Genomic DNA, 24865 nt, shown 5'->3' with positions numbered 1-24865 from the left:
TGTAGGCGGACACTTTTCGCCATGAATACACCGGCCCTGCGCATCACCCTCGTCAGCGAGACCTTCCCACCCGAGATCAACGGCGTGGCCAACACCCTTGGCCGGTTGAGCGAGGGCTTGCGCCAGCGCGGGCATCAGGTGGCACTGGTGCGCCCACGCCAGGCGAGCGACGCTGCCGCCCACGGCGACGACGACCTGCTGCTCTGCCGAGGCTGGGCACTGCCCGGTTACCCGGGCCTGCAATGGGGCGAGATCTCCATGCATACCCTGCTGCGACGCTGGCGCCGGCAGCGGCCAGACGTCCTGTACATCGCCACGGAGGGGCCGCTGGGCCTCAGCGCCCTGCGCGCCGCACGGCGCCTGGGCATCGCGGTGGTCAGTGGCTTCCATACCAACTTCCCGCAGTATTCCGGGCAATACGGCCTGGGTCTGTTGACCCGCCTGCTCACCCATTACCTGCGCTGGTTCCACCGGCGTACCGCGACCACCCTGGTGCCCAGCGCCAGCCAGCGGCTGGAGCTGGAGCGGCGCGGTTTCGAGCGCCTGGCCCTGATGGCCCGTGGCGTCGATGCCTGCCTGTTCAATCCGGCCAAACGCAGCCAGGCACTGCGTGATAGCTGGGGCCTGGGCCCGGACGACATTGCCGTGCTGCATGTCGGCCGCCTGGCCGCGGAAAAGAATCTCAACCTGTTGCGCCCTTGCCTGGAGGCCTTGTGCAAGGCTTATCCACAACGGCGCATGCGCCTGGTCATCGTGGGTGACGGGCCGCAGCGCGAGCTGCTCGAGCAGCAGTTGCCCGATGCCGTCTTCTGCGGTGCGCAACGCGGCGAAGTGTTGGCCGAACACTACGCCAGCGGCGACCTGTTTCTGTTCCCCAGCCTGACCGAGACCTTCGGCAACGTGGTCCTCGAAGCGCTGGCCTCGGGCCTGGCCGTCGTCGCCTACGACGAGGCCGCGGCCGCCCAGCATATCCGCCACGGCCACAGCGGGGCCCTGGCCATGCCCGGCGACCAAGCGGCGTTCATCGATGCCGCGTGCTGGCTGCTGGAAGAAAGCGAAACCTTGCGCCGGGTCCGCCTCAATGCCCGCCAGCATGCCAGCCGTCAGGGCTGGGCGGCGATCGTCGAACAGTTCGAGGGGCACCTGTACAGCGCCTGTCGGCAGGCGAGCACCCCGGAGCGCCAGGCCACGGCCACGCCTCTGGCGATCAAGCCAGGCTCGACAGCGCCTCGCGGCTGAACGGCAGCACCTCCTGCTCACGGCCGTCGCGGACCTTCTGCGCCCACTGCGGGTCGACCAGCAACGCGCGGCCCACGGCCACCAGGTCGAACTCCTGGTCCTGCAACCGACGCAGCAACCCCTCCAGGCTGGCGGGCTTGGCCACCTTGTCGGTGTCCACCATGAACTGCAGGAACTCGCCCTCCAGGCCGACGCTGCCGACCGTGATCGTGGGCTTGCCGGTGAGTTGGCGGGTCCAGCCGGCCAGGTTCAGCGCCGCCCCTGGGAATTCGGGCTCCCAGAAGCGTCGGGTGGAGCAGTGGAAGATATCCACCCCGGCCTCGGCCAGGGGCGCGAGGAACGCCCCCAGCGCCTCGGGCGTCTCGACCAGGCGGGCACTGTAGTCCTGCTGTTTCCACTGGGAGAAGCGGAAGATGATCGGGAAATCCGGGCCCACTGCCGCACGCACGGCCTGGATCAGCTCGATGGCGAAACGCGAACGACCCGCCAGGTCGCCACCGTATTCGTCACTGCGCTGGTTGCTCGCCGCCCAGAAGAACTGGTCGATCAGGTAGCCATGGGCGCCGTGGATCTCCACGCCGTCCATGCCGATGGCCTGGGCATCGCGGGCGGCCTGGGCGAAGGCGGCGATCACCTCGCGGATATCCTCATGGCTCATCTGCTGGACCAGGACCTTGCCATCCTTGACCTTGCCGCTCGGCCCGTAGCCCGGCACGTTGCCGTCCGGCTCGGTGCCCAGGCGGCGTACGCTGCCGACGTGCCAGAGCTGCGGGACGATGCGCCCACCCTCGGCATGCACCGCGTCGACGACCTTCTTCCAGCCGGCCAGGGCGTCTTCGCCATGAAAGCGCGGGACGTTGGCATAGCCGTTGGCGGCCTTGTGCGCGACCGTGGTGCCTTCGCTGATGATCAGCCCGACACCGGCCGCGGCGCGGCGTCGGTAGTACTCCACCACGCCCTCGTGGGGCACGCCGCCGGGGCAGAAGGTGCGGGTCATCGGGGCCATGACCACACGGGTCGACAATTCGAGGGTGCCGAGGGTGAAGGGCTGGAACAGGGGGTGGGTGGACATGCGGCGCTCCCAGGGATGAAGAAATGCGCCTGAGCTTAGGGCGAGGGGAGTGGCAGGCCCAGCATCATTGATTCGGGTGATTGGCAGGTATGGGCTGGGAACCTGGGGCTGCAAGCAGCCCCAACCTCAATGGCCCGGTGCAAGCCCAAGGCGCCTGCAAGCCACATCATGTGTGATCGCCCCGGTCCCTGTGGGAATCAACCCAGCGCCTTCTCGATCGCCTGCACCACGCTCGGATCGTCTGGTGCGGTGCGCGGTGCGAAGCGGGCCAGGACGCGGCCATCCTTGCCGACCAGAAACTTCTCGAAGTTCCAGGTGATGTCGCCAGGAAACTCCGCCCCCTCGCCCGCCAGCAGGCGGTACAGCGAGTGACGCTGCGGGCCGTTGACCTCCAGCTTGGCGCCCAGGGGGAAGCTCACGCCGTAGTTCAGGCTGCAGAATTCCTGGATCTCCTTCTCGCTGCCCGGCTCCTGGCCGGCAAACTGGTTGCACGGCAGGCCAAGAACGTTGAACCCCCTGTCCTTGAATTTCTGGTACAGGTTCTCCAGGGCCTTGTACTGTGGGGTCAGGCCACACCTGGAGGCGACATTGACCACCAGCACCACCTGGTCCTTGAACGGAGCCAGGGGCAGTTCCCCGCCGTTGAGCGCCTGCAGTGTCAGGTCGTGAAATGCACTCATGATGAACTCCCCTCTCAGGTTCCTGGTTGCCGCAGGGGCGAATCCCGCCCACTAAAAAGGCGCGCGGCCAAACCGTTCACCCTCGTCGAGGGGAGTCCGGCTTGCCCGAGCGCCTGGCGACTTCCTGAGCTTAGCGCAGAAAGATCAGTGGTGATGGCCACCTTCGCCGTGGATGTGGCGGTGGGCGATCTCTTCGTCGCTGGCATCACGCACATCGACCACCTTGACCTTGAAGTTCAGGCGCTGGCCGGCCAGCGGGTGGTTGCCGTCAACGGTGATGTCGTCGCCGTCGATGTCGCGGATGGTGACGATCTGCATCTGGCCGTCCGGCGCCGAGGCGTGGAACTGCATGCCCACTTCCAGTTGGTCGACGCCTTCGAACAGGCTGCGGTTCAGGGTGCTGACCAGTTCGGCCAGGTACTCGCCGTAGGCTTGCTCGGGCTCGACGGTGACGTTCAGCTCATCGCCAGCCTGCTTGCCTTCCAGGGCTTTCTCCAGGCCCGGGATGATGTTGGCGGCACCGTGCAGGTACACCAGCGGCGCACCGCCGGCGGAGCTGTCGATGACCTCCCCGGCGTCGTTGGTCAGGGTATAGTCGATGGAGACAGCCTTGTTGGCGGCGATCAGCATGGGGCAAGACCTTTTGCAAAAGAATGTAGAGCGAACAAGTGTAACCAAGGCACCGCCTGAATGCGAACGCGCGACGGACGAGCAGCGCCCCATCAGTCGGATCATCGGGTTCCACCAGGACGAGGACGGCCACTGGGTGGTCGATCTGTCCTGCGGCCATACCCAGCACCTGCGCCACCAGCCACCGTGGCAGGCACGCCCGTGGGTGCTCGATCGACGCGAACGCGAGCGGCGCATCGGCCAGGCGTTCGCCTGCGGCTGGTGCGCTCAGGGGGCCGATAGCGATACCCTTGGCCGTTGATTCCTTGCACCGCTTATTCCGAGAAGCACGCATGCAGACATTTTTCATCGCGCCGACCGATTTTGGCGTCGGCCTGACTTCCATCAGCCTGGGCCTGGTACGCACCCTTGAACGCGGGGGCCTGAAGGTCGGCTTCTTCAAGCCGATCGCTCAACCTCACCCCGGCGACACCGGCCCGGAGCGCTCCACCGAGCTGGTGGCCCGCACCCACGGCCTCAAGCCGCCCACGCCGCTGAGCCTGGCCTACGTCGAGCGCATGCTCGGCGACGGCCAGCTGGACGAGTTGCTCGAGGAAATCATCCGGCTGTACCAGCAAGCCTGCGTCGGCAACGACGTGGTGGTGGTCGAGGGCATGGTCCCGACTCGCCACGCCAGCTACGCGGCACGGGTCAACCTGCACTTGGCCAAGAGCCTGGACGCCGAGGTGATCCTGGTCTCGGCCCCGGAAAACGAGGTGCTCAGCGAGCTGTCCGGGCGTGTCGAGCTGCAGGCCCAGCTGTTCGGTGGCCCGCGCGACCCGAAGGTGCTGGGGGTGATCCTCAACAAGGTCCGCACCGACGAGAGCATGGCCGACTTCGCCACCCGCCTGCGCGAGCACTCGCCGCTGCTGCGCGGCGACGACTTCCGCCTGCTCGGCTGCATCCCCTACCAGGCCGACCTGAACGCCCCGCGTACCCGTGACGTGGCCGAACTGCTCGGTGCCCAGGTGCTCAATGCCGGTGACTACGAGCAGCGGCGCATGAACACCATCATCATCTGCGCCCGCACCGTGGCCAACACCGTGCCGCTGCTCAAGGCCGGCACCCTGGTGGTGACCCCGGGCGATCGCGACGACATCATCCTTGCCGTGAGCCTGGCGGCGATCAACGGCGTGCCCCTGGCCGGCCTGCTGTTGACCAGCGACAGCAAGCCTGACCCGCGCATCCTCGAGCTGTGCCGAGGCGCCCTGCAGGCCGGCCTGCCGATCCTCTCGGTGAGCACCGGCTCCTATGACACCGCCAACCAGCTCAATTCACTCAACCGCGAGATCCCGGTGGACGACCGCGAGCGTGCCGAGTTCATCACCGACTTCGTCGCCAGCCATCTCGATGCCGCCTGGCTGCACCAGCGCTGCGGCACGCCACGCGAACTGCGCCTGTCACCGGCGGTGTTCCGTTATCAATTGATCCAGCGCGCGCAACAGGCCAACAAGCGCATCGTCCTGCCCGAAGGCGCCGAGCCGCTGCTGGTGCAGGCCGCGGCGATCTGCCAGGCCCGCGGCATCGCCCGCTGCGTGCTGCTGGCCAAGCCCGAGGACGTCGAGGCGGTGGCCCGTGCCCAGGGCATCACCCTGCCGGCCGACCTGGAGGTGCTCGACCCCGAGCTGATCCGTGGACGCTACGTCGAGCCCATGGTCGACCTGCGCAAGAGCAAGAACCTCAACGCCCCCATGGCCGAGCAGCAGCTCGAGGACCCGGTGGTGATCGGCACCATGATGCTGGCCCTGGATGAAGTCGATGGCCTCGTCTCGGGCCTGGTGCATTCCACCGCCAATACCATTCGCCCGGCCCTGCAACTGATCAAGACCGCACCGGGCTGCAGCCTGGTGTCGTCAGTGTTCTTCATGCTGTTCCCCGAGCAGGTGCTGGTGTATGGAGACTGCGTGATGAACCCGCACCCCAGCGCCGCGGAGCTGGCCGAGATCGCCCGGCAGAGCGCCGAGTCGGCCGCCGCCTTCGGCATCGCCCCGCGGGTGGCGATGCTCAGCTATTCCAGCGATTCGGCGGCCAGCGACGAGGAAGTGGAGAAGGTCCGCGAGGCGACCCGCCTGGCCCAGCAGGCCGAGCACGACCTGCTGATCGACGGCCCGCTGCAGTACGACGCCGCGGCCAACCCGCAGATCGCCCGCCAGTTGGCCCCGACAAGCCAGGTGGCCGGGCGTGCGACGGTGTTCGTGTTCCCCGACCTGAACACCGGCAACACCACCCACAAGGCGGTCCAGCGCAGCGCCGACTGCGTCAGCCTCGGGCCGATGCTCCAGGGGCTGCGCAAGCCGGTGAACGACCTGCCGCGCGGGGCGCAGGTGGACGATATCGTGCATACCATCGCCCTGACCGCGATACAGGCCAGCACGGTGCGGTGAAAAAAGGGGCCGCTACGCGCTAATGCTGTTCACTTGAGTCTGATGTGACATCGATTGGGGCTGCCTTGCAGCCCTTCGCGGGCGAGCCCGCTCCCACAGGATCGTGCATTCCTTGAGGTTTGCAGCGTACTTGTGGGAGCGGGCTTGCCCGCGAAGGGCCGCAAGGCGGCCCCAATGGCTTAAGTGAACAGCGTTAGTGCAGGGCCCCCTTTTGCTATCGACGCCTTACGGATACTGCTGAACCTGCCCTTGCTGGTCGTACTGCTGGCCCGGGATCGGCTTGAGGTTGACCTCGACCCGGCGGTTCTGCGCCCGGCCGTTGGCATCGGCGTTGCTGGCGATCGGCTGGTCAGGGCCCATGCCGCGCACCGAGACGCGCGACGGGTCGACGCCCTGGGACGTCAGGTAGGTGCTCACCGCCTGCGCGCGGCGCTGGGACAGGTCCATGTTGTGCTGGCGGCTACCGGTGCTGTCGGTGAAACCGACCACTTCGATGGTGTTCTGGTTGAACTGCTTGAACGAGCTGGCCAGGTTGTTCAACGGTGCATAGAAGCTCGGGGCGATGTTCGCCGAGTCGGTGGCGAAGGTGATGTTGCCCGGCATGATCAGCTTGATCTGGTCACCCTGGCGCTGCACCTCGACGCCGGTGTTGGCCATGCTCTCGCGCAGGGCCGCTTCCTGGCGGTCGGCGTAGTAGCCGTAGCCGGCAGCGGCGGCGCCCACGGCGGCAGCACCGATCAGGGCACCCTTGCCACGGTTGTTGTGGTCGATGGCGGCACCGGCGATGGCGCCGGCCAGCGCGCCCAGGCCGCCGTACTTGGCGGTCTTGCTCATCCCGGTGGAACCCTGCGCCTGCCCCTGGTTGTCGTAGGGGTTCTGGTTGGCGCAACCCGTCATCAGGGCAGCAGCGGTAGCGACGATAATCAGACGACGCATGGTGAACATGGACAAGCTCCTACAGAAATTCGAAAGTGCAGCGGATCGCGGGCGGACCTGTGCCAGCCTTGGATCATGGTCTAACGGAAAAATTCCCTGATCCTCAGGCCCGTACGAATGGATTTTCGCGCATTTCCTCGCCGAGGCGGGTATCCGGGCCATGGCCGGTCACCACGATCGCCTCTTCATCCAGGCGGTACAGCCGCTCCTTGATGGAGCGAACGATAGCCCGCTGGTCGCCACCCCACAAATCGGTACGGCCAACGCCCCGGCGGAACAGGGTGTCGCCGGCGATCAGCAACTTGGCGTCGGCGAACCAGAAACTCATCGAACCCGGCGTGTGCCCAGGCGTATGCAGGGCCACGCCGCAGCCGCAGGCCAACTCCTCGTCATCGTCCAGCCAGCGGTCCGGCGGCGGCACCGGGGTATAGGGCACGCCGAACATCTGGCACTGCATCTGCAGGTTGTCCCACAGCGGCTGGTCGTCCTTGTGCAGGTGCAAGGTCGCGCCGGTCAGCTCCTTGAGCCTGCCCGAGGCGAGGAAGTGATCGAAGTGGGCATGGGTGTGGATGATGCTCACCAGGGTCAGGCCATGGGCCTGCAGGCGCGCGAGGATCTGTTCCGGGTCACCGCCCGGGTCGACGACGATGGCTTTCTTGCTGAGCGGGTCGCCGATCAGGGTGCAATTGCATTGCAGGGGACCGACGGGGAAGGTTTCGCGGATCAGTGGGGTGTCATTGGCAGGCATGGTCAGCTTCGTCAGTCACGCAGTGGGGTTGAACCAACCCCTGTTAATACCCTTGATCGCCTCGGTTGGCCAGCCTGCAATGGCGCTATCGTTGATCGCAGGCAAAACACCCCTGGAAATGACGCCTAGACTCTTATGGTCAACTCGCCACTACAACAATAAGAGGACGTACCTGGATGTTCACTCCCACACTCAAGGCTGTGTGCTGCGCCCTGACGCTCTGCTGCGCCACGCTGGCGCAGGCAGCCGACCCGATCACCATCAAGTTTTCCCATGTCGTCGCCGAGTCCACCCCCAAGGGCCAAGGCGCCTTGGCGTTCAAGAAGTTGGTAGAAGAACGCCTGCCAGGCAAGGTCAAGGTCGACGTCTACCCGAACTCCTCGCTGTTTGGCGACGGCAAGGAGATGGAGGCACTGCTGCTGGGCGACGTGCAGATCATCGCGCCCTCCCTGGCCAAGTTCGAGCAGTACACCAAGCAGGTCCAGCTCTTCGACCTGCCCTTCCTGTTCGACGACATCAATGCCGTCGACCGCTTCCAGATGAGCCCTGCCGGCCAGGGCCTGCTCAAGTCGATGGAGTCGAAGGGCATCACCGGCCTGGCCTACTGGCATAACGGCATGAAGCAACTGTCGGCCAACAAGCCGCTGCACGAACCCAAGGATGCCCGTGGCCTGAAATTCCGCGTCCAGGCTTCCGCAGTGCTCGAGGAACAGTTCAAGGCCGTGCGCGCCAACCCGCGCAAGATGAGCTTCGCCGAGGTCTACCAAGGCTTGCAGACAGGCGTGGTCAATGGCGCGGAGAATCCGTACTCGAATATCTACAGCCAGAAAATGCACGAAGTGCAGAAGTACATCACCGAGTCCAACCACGGCGTACTGGACTACATGCTGATCACCAATACGCAGTTCTGGAATGGATTACCGCCGGATGTGAAACCAGAGCTCGAGAAGATCATCAGCGAAGTCACCGCGCAGGTGAACAAAGAGGCCGAAGCGCTCAACCAGGGCGACAAGCAGCGCATCCTGGACGCCAAGACGACCGAGATCATCACCCTGACGCCGGAGCAACGCGAGGAGTGGCGCCAGGCGATGAGGCCGGTCTGGAAGAAATTCGAAGGTGATATCGGTGCCGACCTGATCGAAGCGGCCCAAGCGGCCAATCAGGCGCAATGAACCCGTTGGCTGGCAGTGCCGAACCCGGCCGCCAGCCATCGTCACGCACCGGAGAGTCCCCCCATGAATGCCTTGAGACGTATCTGGGAGCATTTCGAGGAAGGCTTCATTGTCTTTCTCCTGGCCGCCATGACCTTGGTGACATTCGTCTATGTCATCCTCAACAACCTCTACACCGTGTTCTACAGCCTTGCCGAGCACTGGAGCGCCGGCGCCGACCTGTTCAATGCCGCAGGCGACCATGTCATGGATGCCGCCCAGGCCATGACATGGAGCAATGCGCTGACCAAGGCACTGTTCGCCTGGCTGATCTTCTTCGGGCTGTCCTATGGCGTGCGCACCGCCGGCCACATCGGTGTCGATGCACTGGTGAAGCTGGCCAGCAAACCCCTCCAGCGCTACCTCGGCCTGCTGGCCTGCACGTGCTGCCTGGCCTATGCCGCCTTGCTGAGCATCGCCAGCCTGGAGTGGATCCAGACCCTGCTCAAGGCCAGCATCGGCGCCGAGGACCTGGGGCATTTCGGTGTCATGCAATGGCACATCGGCCTGATCGTGCCAGTGGGGTTCGCCCTGATGTTCATCCGTTTCGCTGAGATCCTGGTGCGAATCTTCAAGGGTCGCCAGACCGGCCTGGGCCTGGCGGACGAGGCAGCGGAGGCAGTGAAGCTGACCGAGCACGAGGACGACAAGCCATGACCATCCTCTTTCTGTTCGTCGCGCTGTTCGCCCTCATGTTCATTGGCGTACCCATCGCCATCTCGCTTGGCCTGGCGGGCTCGCTGACCATCATGCTGTACAGCCAGGACTCGGTGCGCTCGCTGGCGATCAAGCTGTTCGAGACTTCGGAGCACTATACCCTGCTGGCAATCCCGTTCTTCCTGTTGGCGGGTGCCTTCATGACCACCGGTGGCGTGGCCAGGCGCCTGATCGATTTCGCCAACGCGTGCGTGGGCCATGTACGGGGCGGCCTGGCGATCGCCGCGGTGCTGGCCTGTGTGCTGTTCGCCGCGCTCTCCGGCTCGAGCCCCGCCACCGTGGCGGCGGTCGGTTCGATCGCCATCGCGGGTATGGTCCGCTCCGGTTATCCACAAGCCTTCGGTGCAGGGATCATCTGTAACGCCGGTACGCTCGGCATCCTGATCCCGCCCTCGATCGTGATGGTGGTGTACGCCGCCGCCACGGAGACGTCGGTCGGAAAGCTGTTCATGGCAGGGGTGGTGCCTGGCCTGATGCTCGGCCTGATCCTGATGATCGCCATCTACATCATCGCCGTGAAGAAAAACCTCCCCGCCCTGCCGCGCGCTACCCTGCGGGAATGGCTGAGTACGGCGCGCAAGGCGATCTGGGGGTTGCTGCTGATGGTGATCATCCTCGGCGGCATCTATACCGGCATGTTCACCCCTACCGAGGCGGCAGCGGTGGCCGCGGTCTACTCGGCGTTCATCGCCCTGTTCGTCTACCGTGACATGAGCGTGCGAGAAGCCCCGAAGGTGCTGCTCGAGTCCGCCAAGCTGAGCATCATGCTGATGTTCATCATCGCCAACGCCATGCTCTTCGCCCATGTCCTGACCACCGAGCAGCTCCCCCAGCAGATCACCGCCTGGGTTCTCGATGCAGGCCTGACGCCGGTGACCTTCCTGCTGGTGGTGAACCTGGTGCTATTGGTGGCGGGGGCCTTCATGGAACCCTCGGCGATCATCCTGATCCTGGCGCCGATCCTGTTCCCGATCGCCATGCAACTGGGCATCGACCCGATCCACCTGGGCATCATCATGGTGGTCAACCTGGAGATCGGCCTGGTTACCCCACCGGTTGGGCTGAACCTGTTCGTCACCTCAGCGGTGACGGGCATGCCCCTGACGGCGACGGTACGCGCAGCGGCGCCCTGGCTGCTCCTGCTCCTGCTGTTCCTGATCCTGGTCACCTATGTGCCGTGGATCTCGCTGGTGCTGCCCAACGCGCTGGGCATGGGCTGAAGGCTATCGCGTCGGGACGCTATGGCAGGTACAGCCTGAACAACCCACCGCCAAGCGGCCCGCCGTTGGCGATCTCGATCCGCCCCCGCACGCCGTCGCGCTCATGCAGCGCGGCGATGCGTGCGGCGAAGTGCAGCCCCAGGCCGGTGCTGCCTGTGCGCGAGTCGATACCCAGGGCATGCTCCTGCTCAGGCTCGAGCATGCGCGCGGGATACCCTGCGCCGTCATCGTTGATGCTGATCACCAGTTGCTCCCCCTCTTCCTCGATGCTGATCAACAGGGCATGGCTGGCGTAGCGGATGGCATTGGTGAGTACGTTGGACACCGCCGAGGCGACCAGCTCACGGTCGAAGAAGCCCAGCGGGTTATCGCTGTCGACACGCCAGGTGGCAAGGATATCGCGGTGCTCGAGCACCTCCTGGTGGACAGCGAGCTGGGCTTCGATGAAGTCGTCCAACTCGTGGTAGTCCGGGCAGATCGGCAACTGGTTGATCCCCAGCTTGTACAGGCCCAGCAGTTGCACCAGCATGCCGTTCAAATGGCGGAACTCGTGCTCCATCACCCCCTGTTCGCTGCCCCCCCGCAGGGCCTCGGGCAGGCGCGCCAGCCACTGGTCGTGGGCCTGGATCAGGGCCGAGAGCGAGTTTTTCATGTCGTGCACGGTGGAGGCGATCACCGTGGAGAAATCCAGCCCCTGGTCGTTGTGGTTCATGCGCCGAAGACCCGGATATGCAGTTTGCGGTAGCGCTCGTAGCGGCTGTCGCTAGCGGGAATCCCAGCGACACTCTGCAGGCAGTCGCGGCACTCCTGCATGATCGCAGGCGATGGGCTCTGGCCAGCAATGCGCAACAGCGCCTGGGTGGTGTTGAGAGCGATGCTGATGTTCTTCGGTTGCAACGACAATGCCCGGCGGAACATCTCCAGGGCCTCGGTGAGCTGACCGGCCTGGTAGCTGCGCACGCCCTGGCGGTTGAGGTCGACCGCCTCGGTGACGGCACCGAGCACCACCGGGTCGCTGGTAAGCTTGGCGACACTCTGCATGACCTTGGGATCGTCGCCATAGGTTTCCACGCAGCCCTTGAGGATCGTGGTGCCCGCCGACGGCTGGCCGAGCGCCTGCAACTGCTTGGCCACGGTGAGCGCCGCCTCGACGGAGAAGAACTGGTCCATCTTCTCCAGCCGCTGCATGGCCTGGTCGGTAAGCTTGGCGGCCGTCTCCGGGTCACCAGCCTGCTGCAGGCTGGCGGCCTTCATCAAGCGCGCACGGACCTGCAACCCCTGGTCTTCGACATGCTCCTTGGCCACCTCGCTGAGCACCGTGTTGATCTCGACGCGGGTTCGCGCATCCAGGCCATTGCCGATGTTCTTGCTCATCAATGCCTGGACCAGGCCCAGGTTGCTTTCCGGGTTCTTGTAGCGTGAGCTCTGGCCCTGGTTCACCGCGTGGCGATAGGCCTTCGAGGCGCTCTCGAAGTCCTGGTTGTCCAGCGCCAGCTTGCCCAGCGCCGCCTGGCGGCGCACCGCCAGGGGCGAAAGGCGTACCGCCTCTTCGAGCATGTGCTGGGCTCGCCGGGTCTCGCCCTGGGCCACCAGCACTTCGGCCATGCCATCGTACAGCCCCGGCATGATCGGGAATGCCTTGAGCGCCTGTTCGTACACACCCTGGGCCTGAGCATGCTGGCCACGCTTGTGCAGCAGGCTGCCCAGCGCCGAATACGCCCAGGGCTGGGGCCGGCTGGCGAGAATGGCCTTGAGGAACTTCTCCAGCTCGTCGAAACGATTGAGGTTGCGCAAGGCGTCAGCCCGGTAGCGCAGGCACAACGGGGCGAAGCGCGGGTCCTTCCGGCACAGCTCGGCACAGGCCGCCAGCACCTCGGCCGGACGCTCACGGTCCAGGGCCTGCAGGATGGGCTTGAGCAAGGTCTTGCGTTGCACCAGCTTCTCCAGGCGCTGGGCCAGGCCGACGCGGTTGAACGGCTTGGTCAGGTAGGCATCGGGTTCGTGTTCGATGGCGCTGAGGACGATGGACTGGCTGCTCTCGGCAGTGACCATGATGAACACGCACTCATGGCTGACCAGCTTGTCGAGGATCAGGTCCTCGAGCACCTGCTGGCCATTCTTCTTGCCATCGCCCAGGTGAAAGTCCTGGAGGATGAAGTCGTAGCGCTTCTGCGCACACATGCGCAGGGCCTGCTCTCCACTGTCGGCGGTGTCCACATCACGCACGCCCAGCTCACGGAGCATCGAACGGGTCGACGTACGGAAGTCGGTGAAGTCGTCGACGATCAGAAAGCTTTTTTGCCCGTACTGCAGCATCAACACGACCTGTAGTGGAGTGGGTGGAAAATGGCGCGTGGCGATGCGTACCGCCGAACAGCGTATCGGCAGCGGGTGGGGAAAGATGAGCCCGGAATAGACGGCGCCAGCAGCAATGGCTTAATGCCACTATTTTACCGCCCCCACGCTCCGGGAGCTAGGCCAACAGGCCCAGGGACTTGGCCTTGGCCACCGCTTGGGTTCGCCGCTCTACACCGAGCTTGCTGTTGATGTGGCTGGCGTGGGTCTTGACGGTGTGCAAGGAAATGAACAGGCGCTCGCTGATCTGCTGGTTCGAGCATCCTTGGGCAATCAGTTCCAGCACGGCCAGCTCCCGGCCGCTCAGGGCCTCGGCCGCGTCGCTGGCCTGGGGCCGCGGCAGGCGCGCCAGCAGCTCAGCCTGGACCAGGCAGGCCGGGCGCGCGGCCAGTTGTTCGCGCAACCAGTGGGGATGGTCTTCGATCAAGCGCTGGAACGGCTGCAACGCGCCGCCCTGGGCCGCCTCCAGTGCCCTGGGCAGCACGCTGGCGGCTTCTTGCTCGCGCCCCTCGCCCAGCGACAGGGCGGTCCACTGGCACAAGGCACTGACCGCCAGCATCATCCCGCCACTGGCCAGGCCACGCTCGACCAGCGCCTGCAGGCGTTCGGCGGCCGCGTCCGGACGCCCCAGGACACGCTCCAGCAGGGCCTGCTGCAACTCGATGTGCAACGGCAGCAGGGGGTGGAACTCCGGTGCGGCCGCAGGCTGCTCGCCGCCGTAGGTCTGGCCCAGGCGCAACAGCCAGGACTCGGCAAGATCCGTACGCCCCTGGGCCAGCCACAGCTCGCATTTCACCAGGGTGATCATGGCCAGGTAGAAGATCGGCGGCACGTCCCAGATATGCATCAACCGCTCGGCCTCGGCCAGCTCGGCGAAGGCTTCGGCGAAACGGCCTTCACGCCCATCGAGCGAGGCGATCACGCAATGGCCGATCAACACGCTGATGTCGCGACAGGCACGTGCCTCGCTGAGCCCGGCGCGTAGCCGTGCGCGGCCCTGGGCCGGTTGCAGCCGCGCCACCAGCAGGTAGCCCTCGTACAGGGTGAGCCTGGCGCGTACCGCATACAGGCGCTGCGCCGACAGCCCCTGCAAGCGTTGCAGCCCTTGGCGTACCTCGTCCAGGGCACGCAATACCTCGCCCCGGGCATGCAGGACCCGCGCCCGGTCATAGTGGGCCAGGGCTTCGAACAGCGGGTTGCCGACCCGCTGGGCGAGCTCCAGGGCCTCGCGGTTCCAGCCCCGCGCCCGCCAGAAGTCGGCATCGGCGATCGCCAGGTTGGACAGCGTCGACAGGCACACCAGGCGTTGCCCATAGCGCTTGTATGGCAGGCTCTGCAGCGCCTCGCCGCAATAGGCCAGGGTCCGCTGGCGATCGCCACGGCCACGGGCGATGACCCCGCTCAGAGCCAGCCACTGGGCGAGCATGGATTTCTGTGCAGTGGCCGACGGGGCTGGCAGGAAGCGGCTGAGGTAGGCCGCCAGCTCCTCGGCCGCGTCCAGTTGGCAGGCCAACCCCAGTGCCCAGCTGTACAGGACGATCAATCGAGGGGTGCTGATCAGCAGGCTGTCGGGCAGGTCCATCTTCCAGCGCAGCAGCATGCCGACATTCTGCTCGGCCAGCAGTTGCTCCTCCGACAGGCTCTGCACCAGATCGGCCGCCACATCCAGGTGGCCGGCGCGCAATGCCTGCTCCACCGCCTCGTCGAGCAGCCCCTGCACCTGGAACCAGCGGCAGGCGCGCAGGTGCAAGGCCGCCAGGGGTTCGCTGGCCTGCCGGCTGCGCAGCAGGTCGGAGAACAGGTGATGGTAGCGGAACCAGTGGCCATGCTCGTCCAGCGGCACCAGGAACACTTGGTGGGCCTGCAGGTAACGCAGGATGCTGGCGCTGTCCTGGCGCTCGCGCAGGGCGTCGCACAGCTCGGCGCAGAAGCGCTCCTGGCAGGCCGTGTCGTAGAGAAAGGCCTGCACATCCGTGGGCAGGATCTCGATGACTTCCTCGAGCAGGTAGTCACGGATCAGCCCTTCACCGCCGTGCAGGGCCTGGGGCAAGGCATTGTCGTCGCCGGACTCGCTGGCCGCCAGTTGCCAGAAACGCAGCCCGGCGACCCAGCCGTCGCTGCGCTGGATCAGGTTGTCCAGCGCTTGCCCACGCAGGCCGGTGGGCTGGCGGCCGATCACGGCCAGGGCCTCCTCGGGGGTCAGGCGCAGGTCCTGTTCGTTCAGCTCCACCAGTTGACGCGACAGGCGCAACCGCGCCAGGTGCCAGTCCGGCCGCTGGCGGCTGGTGACCAGCAGGACCAGCCCGCCTGGCAGGTGATTGAGGAAGAACTGCAGGCAGCGGTCGAGGACCGGCCCCTGGGCCAGGTGATAGTCATCCAGCACCAGCAAGAGGGGGGTATCGGCTTGCAGGTAGAGGGCGAGCTCGTCGAGCAGGCCATCGAGCCACTCCTCGAAGGCGAACGGCTGGTGGCGTTGGCGCATCTTCAGCAAGCCCATGGCCTGGCCACCCAGGGCCGGACAGAACTGCTGCAGGCCTTCGAGCAGGCGCTCGAGGAAACGGCCGGGGTCGGCATCGCGTTGGCTCAGGCCGAGCCAGAGGCTGCGCCAGTGGCCAGGCAACGCCTGGCAGAACTCGATGGCCAGCGAACTCTTACCGAAACCCGCCGGGGCGTTGACCAGCAGCAGACGGCCACTCAGGCCGGACTGGAGCCGTTGGCACAACCGCGCCCTGGGCACATGGCCATCAGGCAGGGGCGGCCGGAAGAAACGCCCGTCCAGCAGGCCCATGGCCTGACTGGCGAATCCATGCGTACGGGACAGATCTGTCATGGCCGGCTCGTTCTGATTGGAAGAATTTCGGCGGTATGGATGGTTGCGAGACTAGCGGGTAACGCAGCGCATTTGAAGATGATGGGGTGGGTTTGCGCTGAAAAAGACTACGACAAAAAGAAACAGTGCTTACAGTTCTTTGGGATAGGAACTGCTTCGCGTCCCATAGCCGACCAAGGCACATGACGAAAACGCCCCGGCAAGCCGTAATGCTGTTCACTTAAGTCTGATGTGACATCGATTGGGGCTGCCTTGCAGCCCTTCGCGGGCGAGCCCGCTCCCACAGGATCGTGCATTCCTTGAGGTTTGCAGCGTACTTGTGGGAGCGGGCTTGCCCGCGAAGGGCCGCAAGGCGGCCCCAATGGCTTAAGTGAACAGCATTACCGGCAAGCCGGGGCGTTTTCGGGAGATCACACAAGGTTCATCACACCCGCCTCAACGCACCCCCTCCTGGCGCAGCGCAGCTGGCTGGAAGTCGCTCTTGCTGGCACTGAAGCCGAAGTCGTAGGCACGCTTCTCTTCGTTCTTCATGCCCAGCGCCAGGTAGCGCCCCGATTGCAGGTCGTAGATGGCTTCCAGGGTGTACCACGGCACCTGCACGTTGTAGTAGTCCTGCGCATGGGCCTCGGACACGCGCCACAGCTGCCCGCGCCCGTCGTACTGGTCGATCACCGCGGCCTGCCAGGTGTCCTCGTCGATGTAGAAGTCACGCTTGGCATAGATGTGCCGCTGCCCCGGCTTGAGGGTGGCGACCACATGCCACACACGGCGCAGCTCGTAGCGAGACAGGTCCTGGTTGATGTGGCCCGGTTTGAGGATGTCGGCATACTTGAGCTTCGGATCGTCGAGCTTGTAGCTGTTGGAGGCGATGTACATCTCCTTCTTGCCTTCCAGCTTCCAGTCGTAGCGGTCCGGTGCGCCGTTGTACATGTCCAGGTTGTCGGACGTCCGCAGGCCGTCGGCGGCGGTACCTGGCCCGTCGTAGGACACCTGCGGCGCCTGGCGCACGCGGCGCTGGCCGGCGTTGTAGATCCACGCCTTGCGAGGCTCCTTGACCTGGTCCAGGGTCTCGTGGACGAGCAGCACGGTCCCGGCCAGGCGCGCCGGCGCCGTCACCTTCTGCTTGAAGTAGAACAGCACGTTGCCTGGGTTGTTCGGGTCGTAGTCCTTCATCCGGTCGCGGAAGACGAACTGGTCCTGGAAGTACACCAGGCTATAGGAGCCATTCTGCTGCGGCGTGGCCTGGGTCACCAGGCGGGTCACGCTGCCGCCCCGGTAGCGGGTGATGTGGTTCCAGATCACCTCGATGCCGCTCTTGGGAATCGGGAACGGGATGGCGGTACGGAAGTTGTTCAGGCCGTTGCCGCCCTCGACCAGGGTGGTCTTGGTGGCGTTCTCCTTGATGGCGGCGAAGACTTCATCGGGCACCGTCGAGCCGCGATGGGTCTTGTACACCGGGATCTTGTAGGTCTGCGGATAGCGCTTGAACATCGCCACCTGGCCTGGGGACAGCTTGTCCTTGTACTGGTCGACGTTCTGCGCGGTGATGGTGAACAGCGGCTTGTCGCTGGCGTATGGGTCAGACAGGAACCCCTTGGCATCGGCGCTGCCCGCGGTCTTGGACAACGGCTCCCACGGGCCGATGGAACCATCGGCATTGCCCGCCTTCTCCGCCCCCATCGGGGTCAGGGTGGTGCCCAACTTGGCCGCCTCGTCGGCGGAAACCGCAGCCATGACGCTGGTCGCCAGCAGGGACAGGCCCAGCACACCGGCTTGCAGCAGACTTCTGGTCTTGTTCATTCTGTGTCGTCCTGGATCAGTGTTCTTAGAAGTTCACGCCGAAGCTGAGGGCGATGAAATCGCGATCATCCACGGTGGTGTACTTGCCATCGAAGAAGTTGGTGTATGACAGGCTGGCCGTGTAGGTCTGCTGGTACTCGGCATCCAGGCCCAGGCTGATCGCCTTGCGCCCTTCCTCGAAGTTGCCGCCCGGGCCCGGCGAGTAGCCATCGACGTCATGGGACCAGGCCACGCTCGGGCGCAGGTTCACGCCGGCGAAGACATTGTTGTAGTCCCAGATGGCCCGAACGCGGTAACCCCAGGAATCGCTGGTGGTGTAGCCGTCGTTCTCGCAGTAGCGCGACACGTTGTTCTGCGGCCCGGTGCCCACGGTGCTGGCGTTCAACGACTGGCAACGGCCATTGGGCAGCGGCCCTGGGCCGTAGACCGGATCACGCCCGTAGCGAGCCTTGGACGTGCTTTCCAGGCCACCGACGTGGGTCCAGCCGATTTCACCCACCATGGTCAGGCGCTCGGCGCCCATCACCTGGTCGAAGAAGTGCGTGAAGGTGGTTTGCAGCTGGGTGATTTCCTTACGGCGATAGCCCGGCTGGTCCGTGCCCGGCCTACCCTGCAACACCGAAGCGTCAGGGTCGAGCGGCGTCAGGCCCGAATAGAGGATATCGGTCGTGTTCAACTGCACCGGTGCGTTCGGGCGATAGCTGATTTCACCGCTCCACGCCGTGCCGCTGGGCAGCGTGGTGGAGAAGCTCAGACCGTAGAGGCGGATATCTTCCGGGTATTCCACGTAGTAGCTGGAATTGCCCGCGACCACCAGCGGCATCAGCGAAGGCAGTAGCGCACCCAGCGCACCAGCAGGCACGCCCGCACCGATCAAGGCGGCGCCCAGCCTGTTCGGGTCGTAGTACTGGGCATCGGCGCCGCGGCCACTGAAGATCGGCGCACGGCTGTGGTAGTTCATGAAGTAACCGCCGAACTCGGTGTTCAACGGCTCGTACATGTAGCGCAGGGCCACGCCGAACTGGCCGCTGTCCCGTGCATCGCGGTCGGGCCCACGGCGCACGATCACCCCTTCGTCGGGCGAGCCCCAGTTCACGCCCTGCCCCGCCAGCGTGGCCCCCACCGGAGCGGCCAGCGGGCCGAGCCTGCCGGCCAGCGTGGACTGGGTGGCCAGTACCGCCAGGTTGTTGTCGCAACCATCGGCGATCACATCCGGCTGGGAGAAGAAGGTGCCGCAGTTATCGACGACGGTCTGGTCCCATTCCAGTTGGTAGAAGCCCTCGAACGACAGGTTGTCGGAGACGCTCTGGGACAGGTAGAACATGTTGACCGGGATCAGGCCTTCCTTGATCTCGGCACCGGGCCGGCGGAACGCCGAGACGTCGATCGGGTTGACGGCGTTGATGCCGCTGCCGATGAAGGTACTCTCCCCCCAGCTGACCACCTGCTTGCCCAGGCGCACCGTGCCCGGCAGGTCGCCGAGGCTGTAGTTGTGGTAGATGAAGGCATCGAGCAGCTCGGCACCGGAAGACTTGGCGCCTTCCTTGCGGTTGGAGTCGCTGATGTCCTTGAACGGGCGATTTTCGTCCTTGAGCTCGAAGTCGTACCAGTACTTGCCGCGGACGAACACCCCGGTGTCGCCGTACTTGAGTTCGAGGTCGTGGATACCCTTGAAGATCTTCGAGAAGGTTTCACCGCGCTTGAAGTTCAGGTGGCCGTCGTCGGAAGTCTGCGAAAGGCCCCGGCCACCGTTGTTGACCCCGATGAGGTTCTTGTTCGGCTTGGCTGTCGACCAACTGGCCCCGACGGAGAGCGACGAATCGAACTGGCCTTCGATTTCCCCGATGTTGAAGCTGACACCGAATGCGGGACTTGCGAGCGTGGAAGCGAGGCTGACGGCCAAGGGCAGCTTCGCCCGGCGCCAGAACTGGTTTGCAGATGTCATCGACGCTACTCCATGTACTTTTTTTGTTATGGCAGTGAGTCCTTTTCAGAAACGGCCCCGAGACCGGTGCAGCAGGCTTGCGCCCGCGGCGAAGCGGCTTGTGCGCCTCGCCCTCCCCATTCCTGAAAATCCCCTGACCCCGACTATAGCCAGCAGGCACAGGCGCTTGATCCCTCTAAAGTGTGATTTGCGCACCCTGCCAGCGCCCACCCCGCAGGCGCCTGCCTGCCGACAGGAAAGAAGCATGGCGCATATTTGCCGTTTGACAAGGCCGCAGCCGCTCTGGAATGCGGGACGCGCCTGGACGGTCGCGCCCCGCGCAGGTGTTACAGGGTCGACAGGAAGGCGCTGTTACTGGCCTGCCACTGGCTGATATCCACGCGGATACGCTTCTTGTCGAGCTTGCCGACACTGGTCTTGGGAATTTCAGTAACAACGGCGATCTGGCTGGGAATCGCCCACTTGTTGATGTGACCTTGCTCGACGAAAGGCTTGAGATGATCCTTGAGGCTGCGCGCGTCGATGCTCTGCCCCTCGCGCACCACCAGCAAGGCGAATGGCCGCTCGCCCCATTGCGGGTCGGCGACCCCGACCACCGCCACTTCACGCACGGCCGGATGACGGCTGATCAGGTCTTCCAGGTCGAGGGACGAGATCCACTCGCCACCGGTCTTGATCACATCCTTGATGCGATCGCGGATATCGATGTAGCCCATGCCGTCGAGGGTGGCGACGTCACCGGTATGCAGCCAGCCACCCTGCCACAGCTCCTCGCTTTTCTGCGGCTCCTTGAAGTAGCCCATCGACAGCCAGGGCGCACGCAGTACCAGTTCGCCCTGGGTCTCGCCATCGGCGGGGAGGAAGTTGCCCTGTTCGTCGACGATCGCCGCTTCCACCAGCGGCACCGGCACACCGGCCTTGATCCGGTAGGAGATGCGCTCGTCCTCGCTACCGGCCTGCAGTTCGTCGTTCAGGTGCGCGCAGGAAATCAGCGGGCAGGTCTCGGACATGCCGTACGCCGCAGTCAGTTGGATGCCACGGGCCAGGGCCGCTTCGTACAACGCACGGTTGAGCGCACTGCCGCCGATGATGATCTTCCAGCCGGCGAAGTCCTGGCCCTGGGCCGATGGGCAGTTGAGCAGCATCTGCAGGATGGTCGGCACGCAGTGGGAGAAGGTCACCTTCTCCTCGCGCCACAGCTTGACCAGCATGTCCGGCTCGTAGCGCCCCGGGTAGACCTGCTTCATGCCGAGCATGGTCGCGGCATAGGGAATGCCCCAGGCATGCACATGGAACATCGGCGTGATGGGCATGTACACATCGTTGCTGCCAAGCAGGCGCACGCTGTCGATGCTGCCGGTCACCGAGGCCTCGGCCAGGGTGTGCAGCACCAGTTGGCGATGGGTGAAGAACACGCCCTTGGGGTTGCCGGTGGTGCCCGTGGTGTAGAAGGTGGTGGCCACCGAGTTCTCGTCGAAGTCGGGGAAGTCATGGTGTGGGCTGGCGGCGGCGAGCAGTTGCTCGTATTCGCCGACCAGGTCGGGCAGGTCGGCGGTCTTGTCCTGGCCATCGGTCAGCAGCAGGGTCTTTTCCACCGTGGTCAACTGCCCGGCGATGGCCTGGTAGAGGCCGACGAAATCGCTGTTGACCAGCACGAGACGGTCTTCAGCGTGGTTCATGGTGTAGAGGATCTGCTCCGGCGACAGGCGCACATTGATGGTGTGCACCACCGCACCGATCATCGGGATGGCGAACATGCACTCCAGGTAGCGGTGGCTGTCCCAGTCCATCACAGCCACCGTGTCACCGGCCTTGACCCCGGCCTCGGTCAGCACGTTGGCCAGGCGGGCGACCCGCTCGACCAGTTGTGGGTAGGTCAGGCGCAACTGGTCGCGGTAGAGGATCTCGCGAGTCTTCTCGTAGCGGCTGCCAGACATCAGCAGGCGCTTGATCAGCAACGGGAAGGTGTAGGCGCCCTCGGCGGGCTCGATGATACGCGTCTGCAACATGGGGATCCCTTTTCTGCAATGCGGGCCGGACAAGTCAGGGGGTTACTCTAGATCGGTGACGCGTCGGTCAAATCAGCCGAAGGAATGATTTGCGCCGCCCAAGGTATGAGTGGCCGACTTGACACTTCGAGAGCCCGGCTTCAGGTTGGGGCATCAGCATCGCCCCATGACCCCAGCCCTCGGAGCCCCCGGATGCCCAGCCCGCGCCACGCCGTCTTTCTCGACCATCAATCCCTGGACCTCGGCGACCTCGACCTCTCGCCCCTGGCACAACAGTTCGACAGCCTGCAATTGCACGCCGCGACCACATCGGAGCAGGTCGCCGAACGCCTGCAAGGCGCCACGGCGGTGATCAGCAACAAGGTGATGCTCGACGCCTCTGCCCTGGCGGCCAACCCGCAGCTGAAACTGATCCTGATCGCGGCCACCGGCACCAACAATGTCGACCTGCAGGCCGCACGCGCCCAAGGCATCACGGTGTGCAACTGCCAGGGCTACGGCACGCCATCGGTGGCACAGCACACCCTGGCCCTGCTGCTGGCCCTGGCGACCCGCCTGTGCGACTACAACCAGGCCGTGGCCGAGGGACGCTGGGCGACGGCCAGCCAGTTCTGCCTGCTGGACTTCCCCATCGTCGAGCTGCAAGGCAAGACCCTTGGCCTGCTCGGGCACGGCGAACTGGGCGGTGCCGTGGCGCGGCTGGCCGAGGCCTTCGGCATGCGCGTGCTCAGCGGGCAGATCCCCGGGCGCCCGGCCCGTGCAGAGCGCCTGCCCCTGGACGAGCTGCTTCCCCAGGTCGACGCCCTGACCCTGCACTGTCCACTCAACGAACACACCCGGCACATGATCGGCGTCCGCGAACTGGCCCTGCTCAAGCCCGGCGCCCTGGTGGTCAACACCGCCCGTGGCGGCCTGATCGACGAGCAGGCGCTGGCCGATGCCCTGCGCAGCGGTCACCTGGGCGGCGCTGCCACCGATGTGCTGAGCGTCGAGCCGCCAACCAATGGCAACCCGTTGCTCGAACCGGACGTACCACGCCTGATCGTGACCCCGCACAGCGCCTGGGGCGCGGTGGAGTCACGCCAGCGCATCGTCGGCCAGCTGAGCGAGAACGCCCAGGCCTTCTTCGCCGGCCAACCACGGCGAGTGGTCGGCTGACGCCCAGGAGGCTCTGGTACACTGCGCCATTTTTTCAGGAGACGTCGTCCATGGACCCGCGCAGTGAAGTGTTGCTTCGCCAGGCCGAACTGTTCCAGGGCCCGCTGCTGCTCGCCGGGCTGCCCGCCGACGACCTGCTCGGCCAGTTGCCGCAGGCCAACGGCTGGGCCTGGCATGCCGGAGACCAGGCCTTGCTCGATGGCCGTTTCGCCGGCCGCAGCCATTATGGGGTGACGGTGCCGGACGTGCCCTTCGAGGCCGCCGTGCTGTTCCTGCCCAAGTCCCGCGAACTGACGGCCTACCTGCTCAACGCCCTGGCGGCTCGCTTGGCGGGGCGCGAGCTGTACGTGGTGGGCGAGAAACGCGGCGGCATCGAAGGCGCGGCCAAGCAATTGCGAGCCTTCGGCAAGCCCCGCAAGCTCGACAGCGCCCGGCACTGCCAGCTCTGGCAGGTGACCGTGGAAGAGGTGCCACAGGCCCTGCCGCTGGAGAGCCTGGCCGAACGTTTCGAACTGGCCCTGGACGACGGCCCGTTGCAGGTAGTCAGCCTGCCCGGCGTGTTCAGCCATGGCCGGCTGGATCGTGGCACTGCCCTGCTGCTCCAGCACCTGGACGCGCTGCCGGTCGGCCATGTACTGGACTTCGGCTGCGGCGCCGGCGTGCTGGGCGCCACGGTCAAACGCCGCTACCCGCAGAGCCACGTGACCCTGCTCGACGTGGATGCCTTCGCCGTGGCCAGCAGCCGCCTGACCTTGGCGGCCAACGGTCTGGAGGGCGAAGTGATCAGTGGTGACGGCATCGATGCCGCGCCCAAGGGGCTGGCCCTGATCCTGAGCAATCCGCCCTTCCATACCGGTGTCCATACCGATTACCAGGCATCGGAAGATCTCCTGAGAAAATCCAGCGAACACCTGGAAAAAGGCGGCGAAATGCGCCTGGTAGCCAACAGCTTCCTGCGCTACCAGCCGCTCATCGAAGGGGCCCTGGGCAATTGCCGGGTACGCGCCGAGGCAGACGGTTTTCGCATCTACCAGGCAACACGTGGATAAAAACAAGGCTTGCCGAAAAGGATTCTCCTAGGCAGAATCCGCACCGTCCTAGGGGAGTAGTCTCCCGCGAGCCCCCGCTCGCCCGGCACGCGTCAACACACTTGGCCCACAGGCCATGGCGCGTGCGACCCGATCGCCGCACAGACGGCTCGAGGGGTTTGACAAGACCTATGACACGCACACCTTACCCGGGGCGGGGAGGCTGTACGTGTCATAGCCGTGTCGGCCCGCCCCCGTAGGAACCCTGATGTTGGAATCCCTGCTCGTCCCCACCGCGATCGTCGCCCTCGCCGAGATCGGCGACAAGACGCAGTTGCTCGCGCTCATTCTCGCCGCCCGCTTTCGCAAGCCTTGGCCGATCATTGCCGGCATCGTCGCCGCCACCCTGGCCAACCATGCCGCCGCAGGTGCCGTGGGCGCCTGGGTCAGCGGCTTCTTCAGCGAGACCGTGCTGCACTGGATACTCGCCGCCAGTTTTGCCGCCACCGCGCTGTGGACCCTGGTTCCAGACAAGATGGACGATGACGAGAATAGCGCCGCGCGTCGCTTCGGGCCGTTCGTCACCACGCTGATCGCCTTCTTCCTGGCCGAGATCGGCGACAAGACCCAGGTCGCCACGGTCATGCTGGCGGCCCAGTACCCTCATCTGATCATGGTCATCATCGGCACCACCGTGGGCATGCTGATCGCCAACGTGCCGGTGGTGCTGGCGGGCAACTTCGCCGCCGAGAAACTGCCACTGACCCTGATCCGCCGCCTGGCCGCCACGGCGTTCTTCGTCCTCGCCGCAGTGGCGGTATATTCGGCGATGCGGGCCAGTGGCTGGATTGGCTGACCGCTTGC

Annotated in this window: 20 protein-coding genes and 1 riboswitch; of the genes, 9 read left to right on the top strand and 11 right to left on the bottom strand. The window is 65.3% G+C overall.

Annotation, left to right across the window (positions count from 1 at the left end; all coding sequences use genetic code 11):
* The first annotated feature begins 21 nt into the window (after window positions 1-21).
* Window positions 22-1239, top strand: coding sequence for a glycosyltransferase family 4 protein (locus NJF35_RS00280; RefSeq protein WP_225788551.1), 1218 nt, complete (start codon window positions 22-24; stop codon window positions 1237-1239).
* Here the strand turns inward: NJF35_RS00280 and NJF35_RS00275 are convergent.
* From NJF35_RS00275 to NJF35_RS00265, 3 genes are all read right to left on the bottom strand, one after another.
* On the bottom strand, window positions 1208-2311 hold the full coding sequence (locus NJF35_RS00275; RefSeq protein ID WP_253081402.1) for an NADH:flavin oxidoreductase: 1104 nt from the start codon (window positions 2309-2311) through the stop codon (window positions 1208-1210). The genes NJF35_RS00280 and NJF35_RS00275 overlap by 32 nt on opposite strands.
* Window positions 2312-2508: 197 nt before the next feature.
* Complete coding sequence (locus NJF35_RS00270) at window positions 2509-2991, bottom strand: glutathione peroxidase (protein ID WP_225788549.1); 483 nt, start codon at window positions 2989-2991, stop codon at window positions 2509-2511.
* Window positions 2992-3135: 144 nt separating this feature from the next.
* On the bottom strand, window positions 3136-3621 hold the full coding sequence (locus tag NJF35_RS00265) for a peptidylprolyl isomerase (RefSeq protein ID WP_225788548.1): 486 nt from the start codon (window positions 3619-3621) through the stop codon (window positions 3136-3138).
* Between NJF35_RS00265 and NJF35_RS00260 the strand changes: the two genes are divergently transcribed.
* Window positions 3620-3922, top strand: a complete 303-nt coding sequence (locus tag NJF35_RS00260; protein ID WP_225788662.1) for a DUF3565 domain-containing protein — start codon at window positions 3620-3622, stop codon at window positions 3920-3922. The genes NJF35_RS00265 and NJF35_RS00260 overlap by 2 nt on opposite strands.
* Window positions 3923-3953: 31 nt before the next feature.
* On the top strand, window positions 3954-6044 hold the full coding sequence (gene pta / locus NJF35_RS00255; RefSeq protein ID WP_253090564.1) for a phosphate acetyltransferase: 2091 nt from the start codon (window positions 3954-3956) through the stop codon (window positions 6042-6044).
* A gap of 225 nt (window positions 6045-6269) precedes the next feature.
* Here the strand turns inward: pta and NJF35_RS00250 are convergent, their stop codons facing one another.
* Together NJF35_RS00250 and NJF35_RS00245 are read right to left on the bottom strand one after the other, a co-directional pair.
* The gene (locus NJF35_RS00250) at window positions 6270-6989 is read right to left on the bottom strand and encodes an OmpA family protein (protein WP_225788546.1); all 720 of its coding nucleotides are present in this window, start codon (window positions 6987-6989) and stop codon (window positions 6270-6272) included.
* A gap of 94 nt (window positions 6990-7083) precedes the next feature.
* Window positions 7084-7728 carry an MBL fold metallo-hydrolase gene (locus tag NJF35_RS00245; protein WP_253081755.1) on the bottom strand — a complete coding sequence of 215 codons (645 nt, stop codon included), beginning with the start codon at window positions 7726-7728 and terminating at the stop codon, window positions 7084-7086.
* Between the two features lie 176 nt (window positions 7729-7904).
* Between NJF35_RS00245 and dctP the strand changes: the two genes are divergently transcribed.
* From dctP to dctM, 3 genes are all read left to right on the top strand, one after another.
* On the top strand, window positions 7905-8900 hold the full coding sequence (gene dctP / locus NJF35_RS00240) for a C4-dicarboxylate TRAP substrate-binding protein DctP (protein WP_225788544.1): 996 nt from the start codon (window positions 7905-7907) through the stop codon (window positions 8898-8900).
* Window positions 8901-8963: 63 nt separating this feature from the next.
* Window positions 8964-9596 (top strand): TRAP transporter small permease, encoded by a 633-nt coding sequence (locus tag NJF35_RS00235; protein WP_225788543.1) that lies wholly within the window; start codon window positions 8964-8966, stop codon window positions 9594-9596.
* Window positions 9593-10876 (top strand): C4-dicarboxylate TRAP transporter large permease protein DctM, encoded by a 1284-nt coding sequence (gene dctM / locus NJF35_RS00230; protein ID WP_225788542.1) that lies wholly within the window; start codon window positions 9593-9595, stop codon window positions 10874-10876. The genes NJF35_RS00235 and dctM overlap by 4 nt, the downstream gene beginning before the upstream one ends.
* Window positions 10877-10895: 19 nt before the next feature.
* On the opposite strand, the gene NJF35_RS00225 is transcribed toward dctM, so the two are convergent.
* The 6 genes from NJF35_RS00225 to NJF35_RS00200 all read right to left on the bottom strand — a co-directional run bounded on the left by NJF35_RS00225 (window position 10896) and on the right by NJF35_RS00200 (window position 21815).
* Window positions 10896-11588: a sensor histidine kinase gene (locus NJF35_RS00225; protein ID WP_253081753.1), complete on the bottom strand. Its 693-nt coding sequence runs from the start codon at window positions 11586-11588 to the stop codon at window positions 10896-10898.
* The gene (locus tag NJF35_RS00220) at window positions 11585-13192 is read right to left on the bottom strand and encodes a tetratricopeptide repeat-containing response regulator (protein WP_225788540.1); all 1608 of its coding nucleotides are present in this window, start codon (window positions 13190-13192) and stop codon (window positions 11585-11587) included. Before NJF35_RS00220 ends, NJF35_RS00225 begins: the two co-directional genes overlap by 4 nt.
* Before the next feature lie 157 nt (window positions 13193-13349).
* Window positions 13350-16061: a LuxR C-terminal-related transcriptional regulator gene (locus NJF35_RS00215; protein ID WP_253090563.1), complete on the bottom strand. Its 2712-nt coding sequence runs from the start codon at window positions 16059-16061 to the stop codon at window positions 13350-13352.
* A gap of 435 nt (window positions 16062-16496) precedes the next feature.
* A complete protein-coding gene (locus tag NJF35_RS00210; protein ID WP_225788538.1) occupies window positions 16497-17861 on the bottom strand; it encodes a DUF1329 domain-containing protein in 1365 nt (454 codons plus the stop codon).
* A gap of 25 nt (window positions 17862-17886) precedes the next feature.
* Window positions 17887-19806 (bottom strand): DUF1302 domain-containing protein, encoded by a 1920-nt coding sequence (locus tag NJF35_RS00205; protein ID WP_225788537.1) that lies wholly within the window; start codon window positions 19804-19806, stop codon window positions 17887-17889.
* 326 nt (window positions 19807-20132) lie between these two features.
* Window positions 20133-21815 carry a fatty acid--CoA ligase gene (locus NJF35_RS00200; RefSeq protein WP_253090562.1) on the bottom strand — a complete coding sequence of 561 codons (1683 nt, stop codon included), beginning with the start codon at window positions 21813-21815 and terminating at the stop codon, window positions 20133-20135.
* A gap of 192 nt (window positions 21816-22007) precedes the next feature.
* Between NJF35_RS00200 and NJF35_RS00195 the strand changes: the two genes are divergently transcribed.
* The 3 genes from NJF35_RS00195 to NJF35_RS00185 all read left to right on the top strand — a co-directional run bounded on the left by NJF35_RS00195 (window position 22008) and on the right by NJF35_RS00185 (window position 24857).
* Complete coding sequence (locus NJF35_RS00195; RefSeq protein WP_225788535.1) at window positions 22008-22973, top strand: 2-hydroxyacid dehydrogenase; 966 nt, start codon at window positions 22008-22010, stop codon at window positions 22971-22973.
* 50 nt (window positions 22974-23023) lie between these two features.
* Window positions 23024-24022 carry a class I SAM-dependent methyltransferase gene (locus NJF35_RS00190; protein WP_253090561.1) on the top strand — a complete coding sequence of 333 codons (999 nt, stop codon included), beginning with the start codon at window positions 23024-23026 and terminating at the stop codon, window positions 24020-24022.
* A 39-nt stretch (window positions 24023-24061) separates the two neighbouring features.
* Window positions 24062-24248, top strand: a riboswitch (yybP-ykoY riboswitch).
* A gap of 24 nt (window positions 24249-24272) precedes the next feature.
* Window positions 24273-24857: a TMEM165/GDT1 family protein gene (locus NJF35_RS00185; RefSeq protein WP_225788661.1), complete on the top strand. Its 585-nt coding sequence runs from the start codon at window positions 24273-24275 to the stop codon at window positions 24855-24857.
* Window positions 24858-24865: the final 8 nt, after the last annotated feature.

This window comes from Pseudomonas guariconensis (genome assembly GCF_024127895.1).
Taxonomy (GTDB): domain Bacteria; phylum Pseudomonadota; class Gammaproteobacteria; order Pseudomonadales; family Pseudomonadaceae; genus Aquipseudomonas; species Aquipseudomonas guariconensis_B.
This window is presented reverse-complemented; position numbering and strand designations above follow the sequence as displayed.